This is a genomic window from Actinoallomurus rhizosphaericola (assembly GCF_024055675.1).
Classification (GTDB): Bacteria; Actinomycetota; Actinomycetes; order Streptosporangiales; family Streptosporangiaceae; genus Actinoallomurus; species Actinoallomurus soli.
The window spans coordinates 358,455-373,201 of the sequence record NZ_JAMXMW010000005.1; the positions used below are offsets into that span (position 1 = coordinate 358,455).

At 68.9% G+C, this 14,747-nt stretch carries 16 protein-coding genes; 15 read left to right on the plus strand and 1 reads right to left on the minus strand.

All coding sequences use genetic code 11. From position 1 onward, the window contains the following. Positions 1–31: 31 nt before the first annotated feature. The 9 genes from alr (at position 32) to NE234_RS15400 (ending at position 6,565) form a co-directional block, all read left to right on the plus strand. Positions 32–1,183 carry an alanine racemase gene (alr, locus tag NE234_RS15360; RefSeq protein WP_252780928.1) on the plus strand — a complete coding sequence of 384 codons (1,152 nt, stop codon included), beginning with the start codon at positions 32–34 and terminating at the stop codon, positions 1,181–1,183. Next, positions 1,180–2,259 carry an alpha/beta fold hydrolase gene (locus NE234_RS15365; protein ID WP_252780929.1) on the plus strand — a complete coding sequence of 360 codons (1,080 nt, stop codon included), beginning with the start codon at positions 1,180–1,182 and terminating at the stop codon, positions 2,257–2,259. The genes alr and NE234_RS15365 overlap by 4 nt, the downstream gene beginning before the upstream one ends. Before the next feature lie 29 nt (positions 2,260–2,288). After that, positions 2,289–2,711, plus strand: a complete 423-nt coding sequence (gene tsaE / locus NE234_RS15370; RefSeq protein WP_252780982.1) for a tRNA (adenosine(37)-N6)-threonylcarbamoyltransferase complex ATPase subunit type 1 TsaE — start codon at positions 2,289–2,291, stop codon at positions 2,709–2,711. Positions 2,712–2,837: 126 nt separating this feature from the next. Then, positions 2,838–3,548: a hypothetical protein gene (locus tag NE234_RS15375; RefSeq protein ID WP_252780930.1), complete on the plus strand. Its 711-nt coding sequence runs from the start codon at positions 2,838–2,840 to the stop codon at positions 3,546–3,548. 51 nt (positions 3,549–3,599) lie between these two features. After that, the gene (gene tsaB / locus NE234_RS15380) at positions 3,600–4,262 is read left to right on the plus strand and encodes a tRNA (adenosine(37)-N6)-threonylcarbamoyltransferase complex dimerization subunit type 1 TsaB (protein WP_252780931.1); all 663 of its coding nucleotides are present in this window, start codon (positions 3,600–3,602) and stop codon (positions 4,260–4,262) included. Positions 4,263–4,273: 11 nt separating this feature from the next. Beyond that, on the plus strand, positions 4,274–4,744 hold the full coding sequence (rimI, locus tag NE234_RS15385) for a ribosomal protein S18-alanine N-acetyltransferase (protein ID WP_252780932.1): 471 nt from the start codon (positions 4,274–4,276) through the stop codon (positions 4,742–4,744). Next, positions 4,741–5,772 (plus strand): tRNA (adenosine(37)-N6)-threonylcarbamoyltransferase complex transferase subunit TsaD, encoded by a 1,032-nt coding sequence (gene tsaD / locus NE234_RS15390; protein WP_252780933.1) that lies wholly within the window; start codon positions 4,741–4,743, stop codon positions 5,770–5,772. The genes rimI and tsaD overlap by 4 nt, the downstream gene beginning before the upstream one ends. A gap of 57 nt (positions 5,773–5,829) precedes the next feature. Continuing rightward, positions 5,830–6,099, plus strand: coding sequence for a type II toxin-antitoxin system Phd/YefM family antitoxin (locus NE234_RS15395; protein ID WP_252780934.1), 270 nt, complete (start codon positions 5,830–5,832; stop codon positions 6,097–6,099). After that, positions 6,089–6,565: a type II toxin-antitoxin system VapC family toxin gene (locus tag NE234_RS15400; RefSeq protein WP_252780935.1), complete on the plus strand. Its 477-nt coding sequence runs from the start codon at positions 6,089–6,091 to the stop codon at positions 6,563–6,565. Before NE234_RS15395 ends, NE234_RS15400 begins: the two co-directional genes overlap by 11 nt. Before the next feature lie 45 nt (positions 6,566–6,610). On the opposite strand, the gene NE234_RS15405 is transcribed toward NE234_RS15400, so the two are convergent. Next, a complete protein-coding gene (locus tag NE234_RS15405; RefSeq protein ID WP_252780936.1) occupies positions 6,611–9,229 on the minus strand; it encodes a HelD family protein in 2,619 nt (872 codons plus the stop codon). A gap of 222 nt (positions 9,230–9,451) precedes the next feature. Between NE234_RS15405 and NE234_RS15410 the strand changes: the two genes are divergently transcribed. From NE234_RS15410 to NE234_RS15435, 6 genes are all read left to right on the plus strand, one after another. After that, positions 9,452–9,982, plus strand: a complete 531-nt coding sequence (locus NE234_RS15410; RefSeq protein WP_252780937.1) for an NERD domain-containing protein — start codon at positions 9,452–9,454, stop codon at positions 9,980–9,982. Then, on the plus strand, positions 9,979–10,503 hold the full coding sequence (locus NE234_RS15415; RefSeq protein WP_252780938.1) for a protein kinase family protein: 525 nt from the start codon (positions 9,979–9,981) through the stop codon (positions 10,501–10,503). Before NE234_RS15410 ends, NE234_RS15415 begins: the two co-directional genes overlap by 4 nt. Before the next feature lie 199 nt (positions 10,504–10,702). After that, complete coding sequence (locus NE234_RS15420) at positions 10,703–10,999, plus strand: WXG100 family type VII secretion target (RefSeq protein ID WP_252780939.1); 297 nt, start codon at positions 10,703–10,705, stop codon at positions 10,997–10,999. 94 nt (positions 11,000–11,093) lie between these two features. Then, positions 11,094–12,584, plus strand: coding sequence for a WXG100-like domain-containing protein (locus tag NE234_RS15425; RefSeq protein ID WP_252780940.1), 1,491 nt, complete (start codon positions 11,094–11,096; stop codon positions 12,582–12,584). Further along, positions 12,572–13,276: a pentapeptide repeat-containing protein gene (locus NE234_RS15430; protein WP_252780941.1), complete on the plus strand. Its 705-nt coding sequence runs from the start codon at positions 12,572–12,574 to the stop codon at positions 13,274–13,276. The genes NE234_RS15425 and NE234_RS15430 overlap by 13 nt, the downstream gene beginning before the upstream one ends. Positions 13,277–14,216: 940 nt before the next feature. Next, positions 14,217–14,747: a peptidase inhibitor family I36 protein gene (locus tag NE234_RS15435; protein WP_252780942.1), complete on the plus strand. Its 531-nt coding sequence runs from the start codon at positions 14,217–14,219 to the stop codon at positions 14,745–14,747.

The window sequence follows — 14,747 nt, forward strand, 5'->3', positions numbered from 1 at the left end:
GCTCACCTCGGCGGCTGCCACACTGGAAGCCATGGTGAACGTCCCCGCAACAGCGCATGTCGACCTGGCGGCGATCAGCCACAACATCGGCGTCCTCCGCGAGAAGGCCGCGGGCGCCGAGGTGATGGCGATCGTCAAGTCCGACGGGTACGGGCACGGCATCATCGAGGCCGCCCGCGCCGCGCTGGCGGGCGGAGCCTCCCGGCTGGGCGTCGCCACGCTGGCCGAGGCGCTGACCGTGCGGCGGGCGGGCATCGACGCGCGCCTGCTGTGCTGGCTGCACGGGCCGGGCGAGCCGTTCGAGGAGGCCGTCGCCGCCGACGTCGACCTGTCGGCGAGCTCGGTGCGCGTCGTCGAGGACATCGCGGCCGCCGCCGTGCGCGCGGGCCGTACGGCGCGCCTGCACCTGAAGATCGACACCGGCCTGTCCCGCGCCGGGGCGACCCTCGAGGACTGGCCGCCGGTGGTCGACGCCGCGCTCCGTGCCCAGGCGGACGGGCACGTCGAGGTGGTCGGGGTCTGGTCCCACATGGCGTGCGCGGACGAGCCGGGCCACCCGTCGATCGCGGCGCAGCTCAGGACGTTCGACGAGGCCGTCGAGTTCGCCGAGAAGGCCGGCGTTCGCCCGGAGGTCCGGCACATCGCCAACTCCGCGGCGACGCTGACGATCCCGGAGGCGCGCTACGACCTCGTACGGCCCGGCATCGCGGTGTACGGCCTGAGCCCGATCCCCGCGCACCCGGCCTCCGACGGGCGTGAGGACCACAACTTCGGCCTCCGGCCCGCCATGACGCTCACCGGGCGGATCATCGTCACCAAGCGCGTTCCTCCCGGCACGGGCGTGTCGTACGGGCACAAGTACACCACCGCCCGGGAGACCACGCTCGGCGTCGTTCCCCTCGGGTACGCCGACGGGATCCCGCGCAGCGGCACCAACCTCCTGGAGGTCTGGGCGGCCGGTGGCCGGCGGCGCATCGCCGGCACGGTCTGCATGGACCAGTTCGTCATCGACGTGGGAGACGACGAGATCCACGCCGGCGACGAGGTGATCCTCTTCGGCCCGGGCGACCGGGGCGAGCCCACCGCGCAGGACTGGGCCGACCTGCTCGGCACGATCTCGTATGAGATCGTCACCCGCATCGGCGCACGTGTCTCCCGCGTGTACGAAGGAATCCCCCATTGAACAAGAAACGCATCGGGCTGATCAGTGCGGCGGTCGGCACGGCCGGCGCCGTCGGCGTGGGCGCGGTCGTCGCCGCGCGCAGGTACGCCGTCGGGCGGGCCCGGCTGATCCCGGACCCGGACGCGGGCGAGCCGTTCGGCGAGCTGCACGGCCGGCCGCTGACCGTCGAGGCGAGCGACGGCGTGCCCCTGCACGTCGAGATCGACGGGCCGGACGACGCCCCCCTGACGGTCGTGTTCTGCCACGGCTACTGCCTGAACGAGGACTGCTGGCACTACCAGCGGCGCGACCTGGGCCGCGACGGCGACCTGCGGCTGGTCTTCTGGGACCAGCGCAGCCATGGCCGGTCCGGGCGCAGCGACCTGACCCACGCCACCGTCGACCAGTGCGGCGCGGACCTGTTCGCGGTCCTGGAGGCCACCGTGGACCCCGGAACGCCGGTGGTCCTGGTCGGCCACTCCATGGGCGGCATGACGATCATGGCGCTGGCCGACAGCCACCCGGAGCTGTTCGAGGACGGCCGGATCGCCGCCGTCGCCCTGATCAACACGTCCTCGGGCGAGCTGGCGGAGCTCAGCCTGGGCCTGCCGATGGCGTTCGGGAAGGTCTTCAAGGCGGCGCTGCCCCGGGTGACGCGCAGCCTGGGCAAGCGCGCCGACCTGGTCGAGCGCGGGCGGCGGGCCGGAGCCGACGTCGCCTTCATGGTCACCCGCCGGATCGCGTTCGGCGACAAGCACGTCAGCCCGTCGGTGGTCGACTTCGTCGAGCAGATGATCCGCTCGACGCCGATCGACGTGATCGCGGAGTTCTACCCGACGCTCGCCGCCCACGACAAGCTCGCGGCGCTGGAGGTCATCAAGGGCCTGCCCGCGCTGGTCGTCGTCGGCGACGAGGACCGGCTGACGCCCGCCGCGCACGGGCGGCTGATCGCGGAGATCCTGGGCGACGCCGAGCTGGTGGAGCTGTCCGAGGCCGGCCACGTCACGATGATGGAGCATCCTGAGGTCGTCACCAGGGCGCTCCTCCGGTTGATCGACCGGGTTCGCCCCGTCGCGGAGGAGGAGCGTTCGGCGTGAAACCCATCCCGGTACCCACCGACGAGGCGATGCGCGAGCTGGGCCGCAGGCTGGCCGCCGCGCTGCGCGCCGGAGACCTGGTCGTGCTGTCCGGGCCGCTGGGCGCGGGCAAGACGACGCTGACCCAGGGCCTGGGCGAGGGCCTCAAGGTCCGCGGGCCGATCACGTCGCCGACCTTCGTCATCGCGCGGGTGCACCCGTCGCTGGCCGGGGGGCCCGCGCTGGTGCACGTCGACGCCTACCGCCTCGGCGGCCTGGACGAGGTCGACGATCTGGACCTGGACCTGCAGGACGCCGTGACCGTCGTCGAGTGGGGCGAGGGCATGGTCGAGGAGCTGTCCGAGGACCGGCTCGAGGTGATGATCGAGCGCGGGGAGACCGAGGAGCGCACCGTCCGAATCATCGGTGTCGGCGGCCGCTGGGCGGACTCACCGGTCGATCCCGTGCTCTGATCTAGACATTTGGACCGGTCCGTTCCGGTTCGGGCGCAGACGTAGTCGCGATCATGCAATACCCTCACCAGTAAATCTCATCTTCCTGGCGAATCAGGACATACGGGGTCGAGGGGGAGAGATCTGGTGAGTGGCCGCCGTCGAGCCCCCCGCCCGGCCGGACGCCGCAGACGCGTCTGGGCCGTCGCGGGCGTCCTCACAGTGGTCGTCGCGGTATGCGCCGTCGCGGCCCTGGCGTTCCTACGGCCGGGCAAGGCCCGTACGACGGCGGACCGGGCCACGACCGGACCGATGAGCGCGCCCGACGGCTCGGAGCGCGACGTCGTCCCGGACGCCTGCACCGCGCTGAGCCAGAAGGTCGCCGACCAGCTCACCCCGGGCGCCGAGCGCACCGAGATGGACCAGGCGACCGATGCCGACCGGCACAGCGAGTGCGCCTGGAGCATCTACGGCAACGACCGCCGGCAGCTCACCGTCGAACTGCGCGCCCTCACCGGCGACGGGACGACCGGCGCGACCGGTGTGGCGACCCGGACGTTCGGCGACGAGTGGGACTCCGACCGGGCGGGCAAGGACCTCGCCGACACGGTCAAGGTGCGCGACAGCCGGGGCGTCAGCGGCGTCGGCGAGCAGGCGTACGTCGTCTACACGGTCGACAACGACGACATCGGGGACGCCGTCGCCAACGCCCGCCTCGCGAACGTCCTCGTCACCGTCCACTTCTCCGGCGGTGACGACAAGGACGGCGACATGAAGCCGATCTCCTCCTCGGACGCCACCAACGGCGCCCTCTCCGCCGCCCGCGACGTGATCTCCAAGCTGCAGTCCCAGTCCTGAACGGCGCCGCCCGGTCAGAGTGACGTCGTGGGCGCGCTACGCTCGTAGGTCGTGCTGGTCTTGGCTTTTGACACTGCGACCGCCGCGGTCACCGTCGCCTTGAGCGAGGGCGTCTCCGGCGGTGTCCGGCTGCGCGCCGAGTCCAACGCGGTCGACCGACGGCGGCACGCCGAGGTGCTCGCCCCCGCCATCGTGGCCGTCCTCGACGAGGCCGGGGCGACCCGTGCCGATCTGACGGCCATCGCGGTCGGCGTGGGGCCCGGCCCGTACACCGGCCTGCGCGTCGGCCTCACCACCGCCCGCGCGCTCGGCGCCGTGCTCGGCATCCCGGTCCACGGCGTCTGCACGCTCGACGTCCTCGCCTGGCAGTCCGGCCGTACCGGCCCCTTCGTCGCGGCGACCGACGCCCGGCGCAAGGAGGTCTACTGGGCGTCGTACGCCTCGGCCCGCGAACGCGTCACCGGCCCCGCCGTCGGCAAGCCCGCCGAGGCCGCCGAGCCGGGCCTGCCCGCCATCGGGGAGGGCGCCCTGCTGTACGCCGACACGCTCGCCGGGCAGCAGCCCGCGCTGCCGTCCGCGGCCGCGCTCGCCGACCTGGTGATCACCCGGCTGTCCGGCGGAGCGGGCCCCGACCTCCTGGAGCCCGTCCCGCTGTACCTCCGCAAGCCCGACGCCCGCGAGCCCGGACCGCGCAAACGGGTGACGCAGCCGTGACGCTGCGCGCGATGACCGCGGACGACCTTCCCGACGTCCTCGCGCTCGAGCCCGTGCTGTTCCCCGAGGAGACCTGGTCGGAGCAGGCGTACCGCGAGGAGCTCGCCGATCGGACGGGCACGCGGCACTACGTCGTGATCGAGGACGACGACGGGCGCTTCGCCGGCTGGGCGGGGCTCGCCGCCGCCGGCGGCCAGGCCGACGTTCTCACGATCGGCGTACGGCCGGAGCTGCAGGGACGGGGGTACGGCGCCCGGCTGCTGACCGCGCTGCTCGACGAGGCCGCGGACCGCGGCTGCCCCGAGGTGTTCCTCGACGTCCGCGCCGACAACGACCGGGCCCGGCGGCTGTACGAACGGTTCGGCTTCACCCCGGTCGGCGTCCGCAAGCGCTACTACCAGCCATCGGGCGTGGACGCCATCGTGATGGTCCGTGACTCGCGGCGGAGCGGAGTGCCCGCCGGACAGGGAGTAGGAAGATGAAGGACGAACCCCTGGTCCTGGGGATCGAGACGTCCTGCGACGAGACGGGCGTCGGCATCGTCCGCGGCCACACGCTGCTCGCCGACGCGATCGCCTCCAGCGTGGACGAGCACGCGCGCTTCGGCGGCGTCGTGCCCGAGGTCGCCTCCCGGGCGCACCTGGAGGCCATGACGCCGACCGTGGAGCGGGCCCTGACCGACGCGGGCGTCACCCTGAACGACATCGACGCGATCGCCGTCACCGCCGGCCCCGGCCTCGCCGGCGCCCTCCTCGTCGGCGTCGCCGCCGCCAAGGCGTACTCCCTCGGCCTCGGCAAGCCGCTGTACGGCGTGAACCACCTCGCCGCCCACGTCGCCGTCGACCAGCTCGAACACGGCGCGCTGCCGAAGCCCTGCGTCGCGCTGCTCGTCTCCGGCGGCCACTCCTCCCTGCTCCTCGTCCCCGACGTCGCCTCGGACGTGCGCCCGCTCGGCGCCACCGTCGACGACGCGGCGGGGGAGGCGTTCGACAAGGTCGCGCGCGTGCTCGACCTCGGCTTCCCCGGCGGCCCCTACATCGACCGCGCCGCCCGCGAGGGCGACCCCGGCTCGGTGTTCTTCCCGCGCGGCAAGTACGACGACGGCACCTACGACTTCTCCTTCTCCGGCCTGAAGACCGCGGTCGCCCGCTGGGTCGAGGCCCGGGAGCGCGCCGGCGAGCCGGTCCCGGTCGCCGACGTCGCCGCCGCCTTCCAGGAGGCGGTCGTCGACGTGCTGACCAAGAAGGCCATCGCCGCCTGCAAGGACAACGGCGTGTCCCACCTCCTCGTCGGCGGCGGCGTCGCGGCCAACTCCCGGCTGCGCGCCCTCGCCCAGGAGCGCTGCGACAAGGCGGGCATCGAGCTCCGCGTGCCCCGGCCGAAGCTGTGCACGGACAACGGCGCCATGGTCGCGGCCCTCGGCTCCGAACTCGTCGCCGCCGGCCTGGCCCCCTCCGACCTCGGCCTCCCCGCCGACTCCTCCCTCCCCATCACCCAGGTCTTGGTCTAGCCTCACGACTTGCAGCACCCGGTGGCGCCTCGTGCCACAGGGCCATAGCATCGAGATATGGTCGCGCAACCTGAGATCACCCAGCGAGATCTGCGGAACCGCTCCAAAGAGATCATGGACGCTGTCGAGCACGGGCAGGCGTTCACGGTCACCAGGGACGGTCACCAGATCGGTGAACTGATCCCTCTGCGTCGGCGCCGCCGGTTCGTGCCCCGTGAGGAGTTCGCCGCGATGTCGCGTGGTGCCTCCGCCATCGACCTCGACGCGTTCCGGGCCGACCAGGACGCCGCGCTCGATCACGAGGCGGCCGACCCTTATGGGCGCTGAACGTCATCCGCAGGGTCTGCTCGACACGAACATCGTGATCCTGCGGAGCTGGATCGACCCTGCCGAACTGCCGGACGAGATGGCGATCAGTGCGATCACACTCGCTGAACTGTCGGCGGGCCCGCACCAGGTCCGGCCCAACAGCGAACAGGGAGACTACGTCGAGCACGCCGAGCGTGCTCGACGGCTCGACGTGCTGCAGCGGGTGGAGCACGAATTCGACCCCATCCCGTTCGGGGTCGAGGCCGCGAGGGCCTTCGGCAAAGTCACCGCAGGGGTCGTTGCCGCAGGCCGTAAGCCACGCCGGAGGGTCGCAGACCTGATGATCGCTTCGGTGGCGATCGCCGAAGAACTACCGCTGTTCACCACGAACCCCGACGATTTCCAGGGCTTGGGTGAGCTACTGGAGGTCGTACGGGTGACGCGGCCCGTGGTCCAGCACCCGCGGAGACCGGATCCCCACTGAGTGGATCGAGCCGGCAACGTCCGTTCACGGCACCATTGCGTCGTATCAGGCCTGCCCGAGGGCCAGCGGGACGAGATGCCCGCCCCAGCCGTCGTCAGTGCGCCAGATGGTCCAGATTCCAAACGCCTCTCCGACCACATCGGCCGCCCAGGACTCGGCCGGTGATCGTGGTAGGACCAGGAAGCGGTGATTCGGGATGATCCCTTCGGCGTACTGCACTTCGGCGATCCGTAGGACGGCTTCGCGCATGCGCTGGTACGTGTGACCGCCTTCGCCCAGGACCTCGTACAGGATCGTGCCTGAAGCGGTCTTGCAGGAGACATCGATCGTCGGCAGATCCGTCGTCGGCTTGAGCCGTGCCCCGTAGAGCTCGCCGATCAGCAGGTGCCGGATTCGCTCGTGCACGTGACACTGGCGTTCCGTGCGGACACGATCCTCCAGCGCGGATACAAAGCCCTCGAAGTCGTTCGGCCTCTCGGTGGGCTCCTTCCCGTCCTCGTCGGCAGGTTCGACGGCGGGAATCGGCTCAGCGGTCACGGTCTCATCCTGTTCCGGCTCGGTCTCCCCGGTGAGGATTCCGGGGAGCGATTCTTCGTGCACGATCGTCAGCGATTGAGTGCAGCGGGTGATGGCGATGTACAGCCGCCGTGCACCGGCGGCCTCGCGTGCGATCGCGGCAGGTTCCGCCACGACGACATGGTCGAACTCGAGACCCTTGGTCTCCGAGGAGGAGAGCACCTGTACGGCGCCCAGTGGGTCTTCCCTGCGCTCGGCGAGCCTGGACCGAGCCTGCTCGATGAGGTCTTCGTCGTCGGGGAGAATGAGCGCGGTGGACCGGTCGGTCGCTGCCTCGGCGGCGGCCAGGGCAAGGACCTCTGACAGTGCGCTGTCGAGCAGCTCCGAGGCCGTGACCTGGATGAATCGGATCGGGTTTCCACCCTCAGGCCGGATCGACTCGGGAAAGGTGATGCTCGGCGCGATGTACGCCGCCAGCGGCGCGGCGAGGCGCATGACCTCGTCCGGCAGTCGGTAGCCGACGGTCAACTCCTCCAAGTGCCAGCCGTCCGGCCCCGCGAGGGTCTCCGCGAGTTCGTTCCACCTGCCGTACGGATGTACCCCGGTGGCCTGGGCGAGGTCGCCGAGGACGGTCATCGAGCCGCTGGGGCACCGGCGGGCCAGCGAACGGGCCTGCATCGGTGTCAGATCCTGCGCCTCGTCGATCACGATGTGCCGGTAGCGGCGCGGTGGCCCGTCTCCGGTCATCAGAAGACGAAGCTCTTCCAGGCATACCTGGTCCGCGATCGACCAGCGTTCTTCGGAGACGCGTGCGGCCTGAGGGCGGTGGATCGCCTGCTGTTCCTCCTGGTCGAGGATGCCGTCCGCGGCGGCCCGAAGGGTCTCCGGATTTCCGAGGAGGCTGCGCAGCACGCTCTCCGCCGTCACCTGCGGCCACATCGAGTGGATCAGCCCCGCCACCGCCCGATGGCGATTGATACGGCTACGAAGCGCGGAGTCGAGAGACTGTCGCCTGGCTTCGACGAAGGCGTGCATCAGCCGGTCGACGAGGGCATTCGTGAAGCGCTGCCGTCGCATCTGGAACGGAATCGCCTGATCGTCGGACTCGACGAGCGACCGGACGTCTTCCTTCGGGATCGTCAGCTCGACGCCTTCGAAGAAGATCTTGAGCTCGTCGTCCTTCAGCAGCCGCGTCAGCGCGTCGACGCGGACGAGGTTGTTCACGGCTCGGCGTAGGACGTCGGCCATCCGGCCGTCGGACTTCACCGCCGCGGCCTGGAGGGTGTCGGTCCCCGGCGACCGGCTGGTGCGCTGCGACTGATCCGCCCAGACCGCGTCGAACCTGAGCATGGTGGTGCCACCGATGTCGAGTGAGGGCAGCACCCGGCTGATGTAGGTGAAGAAGCCCTGGTGCGGGCCGACGACGAGGATCTCCTCGGGTTTGAACACCTTGTTGTAGAGCAGCCACGAGACCCGGTGGAGACCGACCGCGGTCTTGCCGGTGCCGGGGCCGCCCTGGACGACGAGGAGCCCTTTAGGCTCGTCGGTCACGAGCTGGAGCTGTTCCTGGCGGATCGTCTCGACGATGTCCCGCATTCTCCCGTCGCGGGCACGCTCCAGATCGTCGAGCAGGAAATCCGGCATCCGTTCGGGTTCCGGCGCGGGAACGGGTGTCTCGGGAGCGGCGTCCGCCGGATCACGCTGGGGAACGACGATGAGGAGTTCGTCCCGGTAGTCCTGAACCAGGCGGCCTTCGCACCTCAGCGATCGGCGGAGCCTGACGTCGCCCGGCGCGTCCGGCCGGGCGAGCTGCCACGTGTTGACCGTGTGCGCCTGCCATGCCAGAACGATCGGATCGCCGTTGGAATCGCGTACCGTGCGGCGGCCGATGTAGTAGGTCCTGAGGGGCTCGTCTTCCACTTCGGTGACGTCGACCCGCTGGAAGACCAGCGCCTCACCGCCCAGGTCGTCGTTGTACCTGATCTCGGGTGGGACGTCCGGAATGAAGCTGGTGCCGGCCTCCGAGTCGGTCACGTCCCAGGTCTTGTTCTTGAGCTCGCGGTTCTTGGCGAACTTCTGCTCGTAGCAGGCGTAGGCGTGATCCACTGCCCGCTGCTCCATGGCGATGACGGCCGCCCGGTCCCCCATGCGCACGCTCCCCTGTCGAAGTGAGGGGACGATAGCGCTGCGCACCGACAGTTGACGTATCTTCGGCCGGACCAGGCCAAACGGCGGTCCGATGCCGAAACGTGATCATAAGAGCGGTAGACCGGATCACTGCGGTGCACGTCCTTCCCTGCACGGAGTGCCGTCCGCGCGCGGGCGTGGGATCGTATCCTGTCGGACGCATGGGGTGAGAAGGGGGCGAGGGTGTCAGACCGATGGTGGGGCCCGCGGTCCGACTTCCCCTGGGAGGAGGACGCGCTCAAGCACATCCGCGACCTCATGCCGCCCGCCGCGCAGTACCGCGCCTGGCACACCTTCACCTTCACCGCCAGATCCGGTCACGTGCGCGAGGTCGATCTGCTCGTCGCCGCTCCGGCCGGCCTGTTCCTCATCGAGATCAAGAGCCACCCCGGCCGGGCCACCAACCACGGCGGCACCTGGACGTTCCGCGGTGACCGGGACCGTACGATCGACAACCCGCTGCACCTGACGAACCTCAAGGCGAAGGAGCTGAAGGACCAGCTCCGCTGGGCGGCGCGCGAGCTCGGCATCCGGGCGCCGATCCCGTTCATCCAGGAGGCCGTGTTCCTGTCCGCGCCGAACCTCCGCTGCGAGTTCGACGACGTTCAGCGGATCATGGTGTTCGGCCGCGAGGGCCTGGAGAAGCAGACCGGCCTGCCGGGCATCTGGAGCGGCCTGCTCGGCCGGGCCCGCGCAGCGACCGCGACCGCGTGAGCCCGCAGCTGGCCCGCCGCCTCGACGATCTCCGCGACAAGATCGGCGTGCAGGGGCTGCGGAAGCACCGGAAGGTCGGCCCGTACGAGCTGGCCCCCAAGTCGTTCGACGCGGGGCCGACGTGGGAGGACTACCTCGCCACGAACCCGGCGCTGCCGGGCGACCAGCCGCGCCGGATTCGGATCTACCTGTCGGAGCTGGGCGCCTCCAAGACGGAGCGTGAGTCGACGCGGCGCGCCGCCCGCCGGGAGTACCTCGCGCTGCAGGGCATCGCGCACGAGGGCATCGTGCAGGCCGAGCAGTTCAGCGACGAGCACGAGGCGGGCCCGTCGGTCATCTTCCGGCACGGCGCGGACTGGCAGCGGCTCGACCACTTCATGGCCGAGCACGGCGACGGCCTGCCGATCGAGACGCGGGTGGAGATGGTCCGCCAGCTCGCCGAGGCCCTGGATCACGCGCACCGGGGACAGCGGCCACCGTCCACGTCCAGCGAATCGCCACGGAGAGCGGTGTGGACGTAGTGATCGCCGACCCGCTGGTCGACCGGCTCGGTCGCCCACCGAACAAGACCGTCACCGGAAAGCTGCAGGCGATCAAGGACATCGGCGGCGTTTACGATCTGGTGGTCATCCACAGTGACGGCCGTGCGGGCAGGAGCCACCTCGGACGGTGCTCGGAAGACCCATCGGCCACGGATACTCGAACACGAGAGGTGATCTCATGGACGATGCCATCCGTGTCGAACTGGCGGCGCTCTCGAAAGGAGAGGCGGCCTTCGAACAGGTACTGAAGGCAGTGCGCAGGCTGCTGCATGACCTGGACCGTGACCTGTCCAGACAGCTGGCGGAATGGGACGGAGACGCCAAGGCCGCGTACCAGCGGGCTCACGAGGAGTGGCGAGCGGCGGCGGACGACATGGCCGATCAGCTCGACGGGCTCAAAAAGGTGATCCGAACTGCTCATCACAACTACGGACGGTCACTCCAGGCGAACATGACGATGTGGAACGCGGAATGACACCCCGCCGGCCACCTACGCCGTACAGTCCATTGGGCCGGAGATCCGGTCCTCGACCGGGGTCCGGTGCAGCCGTCGTGAGGGGGAGCGCCTGATGGGGCAGCCGCGTATCGACATCACCCCAGAGGCCGTCGACAGGGCGGCGCAGAATTTCGCGATCGGGCAGCAGGACCTCATAAGCGCCTACCAGAACCTGGCGGGACGGCTTCAAGCCGCGTCTTCGATGGCCGGGGACGACAAGGCCGCACATCAGTTCGCCACGCTGTACACCCCGGCCGGCCAGGCCGCCTACCAGGCCTTTCACGCGGCGATCGAGGCACTCGGCGGCACGTCGCTGGGGTTAACGCAGACAATCAATAACCACCTGGCCGCCGACCACCACTCCCGCGCCGACGATCCCGCCGGCCCGCCGCCGCGCTACCCACCGCACCAGGTATCGACGTCTTTCGCGGTCGATGCTTCGCCTCCCGCGGTGACCGGGTTCAACTGGGCGCCCTCGACCACGGTCCCTCGCCTGCGCGTCAAGGTCCCCCACCTGCCCGGCTGGGTCACATCGATCATCGGCGACTCGCCGGACTGGCCACAAGGCAACGACCACCTGCTCGACGAGGCAGGCAATGCCTGGCAGGCGGCGGCCCAGGAAGTCGACAAGGTGGCGTCGTGGCTCAACTGGACGATCTCCACGATCCTCGACCCAGGCGACAACGCCGAACACACCGCGATCAGCAACTACTGGGCCACCCTGTACAAGCCCGGCGACTCCACGACCGTGCTGTCCGGGCTGTCCACCATGTGCCAGACCCTGGCCAACGCCTGCCACGACTATGCCGCCGCCACCCGCAAGGCCGCCGACATCGTCGCCGTCGAAACCATCGTCGAGATCATCGCCTTGCTCGGCGCCGAAGTCGCAGCCCGGCTCATCGGCCGCGTGCTTCGCCCCATCCTCGCCCGTGTCGGCGCCTACATGATGCGCGCGGTGGCCGGCATCGCCGAACGCTATGCCATCCGCGCAGTCCTCGCCGACCTCACCAGCGCGGTGGCGAACACCAAAGTCGTGAAGGCCGTGCAAGCGGCCTTCGAGAAGACCGCCGGTAAGGCGTTGGGGAAAGACGTCGCGGCCGCGGAAAGAAGGCTCGGCCTCGTGCCGGGCACTCCGGAGTATGAGAAACGGCTGGCGGAACTCGCCGAAGACCCGGCGCACGGCGGTGTGATCAGCGCCAAAAGTAGACGCGAGGCCGAAGTCGGTCTTCAGTTGGAGAGAGACGGGTTGCTGCCGGGCCCGATCAAGAGAGCTCCGTTCGATGACGCAGGGAATGATCAGGGCGAGTTCCTGGATGCGAACGGAACCTTCTGGGACGTCAAGAGTTCCCCCGATCTTCAGCCGCCCTGGGGGCGCGATCCCGGCAATCCGATCCCGCGTCCTCAGCCGCCGCAACGATTCGCCAGCATGATAAGTAAAGAATTGGACGCTGGGCAGAATGTCGTCTTGGATCCGATCGGAATGAGCCCTGAACGGCTCAATCAGCTGAAGCAACTTGTCGCCGACCATCCAGAGTGGCGAGGACGGGTAATATGGGCAGCGTGACTGATGGTTACGGACGTTCTCGTGCTGACGTGCGCATATTTCCTCGCGATCCGGAGGCGCGTGAAGCCCTTGAGACCTACCTGGACGCGCTGCCGGCTGATCCTCAGATCGTGATCCCGTCTTTCGCTGGGAACGGTCTTGACTTCTCCGGCGCCGACCTATCCGGCCTTGAGCTGCTCGGGGCCTACTTGGACGAGGCCATTATGGACGGCGTCAAACTCGTCGGTGCGCGTCTGGGGAGTGCCTCGCTTGTGGGGACACGGCTACGCAAGGCCGACCTGAGTCACACCTCGCTGCGGAAGGCGGAAGCGCGGTCGAGCGATCTGAGGGACGCGCTACTGCTTGAAGCAGATCTTCAATCATCCAGCTTCGAAGACGCGGATATGCGTGGCGCCGATCTGCGAAACGCCAAGCTCAATAACGCCTGGCTCGTCGGAGCGGATCTGCGAGACGCAGACCTACGACAATGCGCCTTCGGCGGACACGATAGCTGGACCGGCATGCCTGAAGTACGCATGGCAGGCGCACGTCTCGACGGAGGTGCAGGTCGCGTTGAGGGGCCCATCGACGTTGGTACCACCTCTCCCCACCTGCTCGACGGCGAGGACCTCGAACGCTGGTTCGCCGACCGTGGAGCCCCGCAGGTCGAAGTGCGCCGATCCGAGGGTGGGCGAGTCGGCGGATCTCTATGAGGACATGAAGCCGCCCGCTACGTCCACGGTGACGCCGTGGACCATCTCGCGCGCGCCGCGAAGCGGTGGGAGGCGATCTACTCGATCTGATGCGCGCTGTGGTGCACCGATCCGGCCAGGCTGCTGCCGCTGATCCACGAGCGGTTGGTGCCGGGAGGGAGGGTGGTGTTCTCCCACGCTCCGCAGTCTCGGGCAGTTATGGCGTTCAGGGCATCTACACCGCTGCTTCACCGGTCGGCAAATCTGGGCCTACCGGTGGGCGTACGAGCCGCCGGCCTGGGTTGACCTGTTATACGGCTGCGGCTTCACCGGCGTGAACACCCTCACCGAACCCGCCCCCGAGACCGACCACCTCGGCACCCTCATCGTCGAGGCCGAGAAGTGAACCCCGCTCAACCAGCAGCGTGTTCGGCCCTATTGGCTCAGGTGCACTCAGAGCGGCTTGCCTCCGATCCAACCAAGGATGCGCCGAACCTTCCTTGAGCAAGGGGCCGGTAGAAGAACCAGCGGACGCGACTCGGTACGCGATTCATCGGGTGATCTGGAGCGAAGCCCATGCATCGGCGCTGAGCACCCGAAGGCTCCATCGAATTGATTGCTCTTACGGCTTAGTCATCTCAGTCACAATGTCTGTCAAGCCGTATACGGATCGCTGGCACTGCCTGCCGCCTCGGGTGACCGAGATCGGTCCACGGAGACGGTATTCGCCACGTTGTCGGAGCGATCGCATATGTGGTAAGGGGCCAACCTGCCTGAGCAGGCCTGTGAAAGGAGAGTCAACTCGTTGCTACGGATGGTCATGTGATCTACATAACATGCTTTGTGACGGACGAGTTGCGGTGACTTTTCTCGCTCGTCGAACTCGTGATCTGATCGAGACGGCAGCGCTTTACATCGAGGGCGCTGTTACGTTGTCCGATCGGTTCAAAGGAGTAGTGACTTGAGGGCCATCCCCTGTCGTAGCGCGCTTTCCTCAATCCCCCTGATCGCAGCATCGGCGATCGCCGCGGGAGTGCTGGCCGCACCGGCGCAAGCCGCCACCGGTGGAGCGCAGGCAGATGTGCAGCAGCAGGTCGACCAGGTCGTTTCCGAGCACCCGGGGGCTCGGCAGACCGGGCCGGGAAGGGTCACCTTCGGCAACGGCGTCGTCCTTACCATTCCTTCGGACGGCGCCGCTGCAGGGCAATGCGACTCCGGATCGTACTGCTTCTTCCAGTACACCAACTACGGAGGCCGCAAGCTCACCTTCAAGGACTGCAGCGATAACGGCCTGTGGCAATACCTCACCGACTACGGATTCGGCAACAAGACATCGTCCTGGCAGAACTCCTCGACCAATACCGTGTTGGTCTACAACCAGGCCACCACCCCGCCGACGACCTTGTGGACCGAGAACCCGGGCACGGAATCGTCGGATGTCGGTACCGCGGTCGATAACAAGGCCGACGCGTTCGAGACCTTCTGCGGGTGA

Bases quoted from the DNA above. Each gene is read 5' to 3' on its own strand.
- alr (WP_252780928.1), top strand. From the start codon at position 32: ATGGTGAACGTCCCCGCAACAGCGCATGTCGACCTGGCGGCGATCAGC.
- tsaE (WP_252780982.1), top strand. From the start codon at position 2,289: ATGCGCGAGCTGGGCCGCAGGCTGGCCGCCGCGCTGCGCGCCGGAGAC.
- rimI (WP_252780932.1), top strand. From the start codon at position 4,274: ATGACCGCGGACGACCTTCCCGACGTCCTCGCGCTCGAGCCCGTGCTG.
- tsaD (WP_252780933.1), top strand. From the start codon at position 4,741: ATGAAGGACGAACCCCTGGTCCTGGGGATCGAGACGTCCTGCGACGAG.
- NE234_RS15395 (WP_252780934.1), top strand. From the start codon at position 5,830: ATGGTCGCGCAACCTGAGATCACCCAGCGAGATCTGCGGAACCGCTCC.
- NE234_RS15400 (WP_252780935.1), top strand. From the start codon at position 6,089: ATGGGCGCTGAACGTCATCCGCAGGGTCTGCTCGACACGAACATCGTG.
- NE234_RS15405 (WP_252780936.1), bottom strand. From the start codon at position 9,229: ATGGGGGACCGGGCGGCCGTCATCGCCATGGAGCAGCGGGCAGTGGAT.
- NE234_RS15420 (WP_252780939.1), top strand. From the start codon at position 10,703: ATGGACGATGCCATCCGTGTCGAACTGGCGGCGCTCTCGAAAGGAGAG.
- NE234_RS15425 (WP_252780940.1), top strand. From the start codon at position 11,094: ATGGGGCAGCCGCGTATCGACATCACCCCAGAGGCCGTCGACAGGGCG.
- NE234_RS15430 (WP_252780941.1), top strand. From the start codon at position 12,572: ATGGGCAGCGTGACTGATGGTTACGGACGTTCTCGTGCTGACGTGCGC.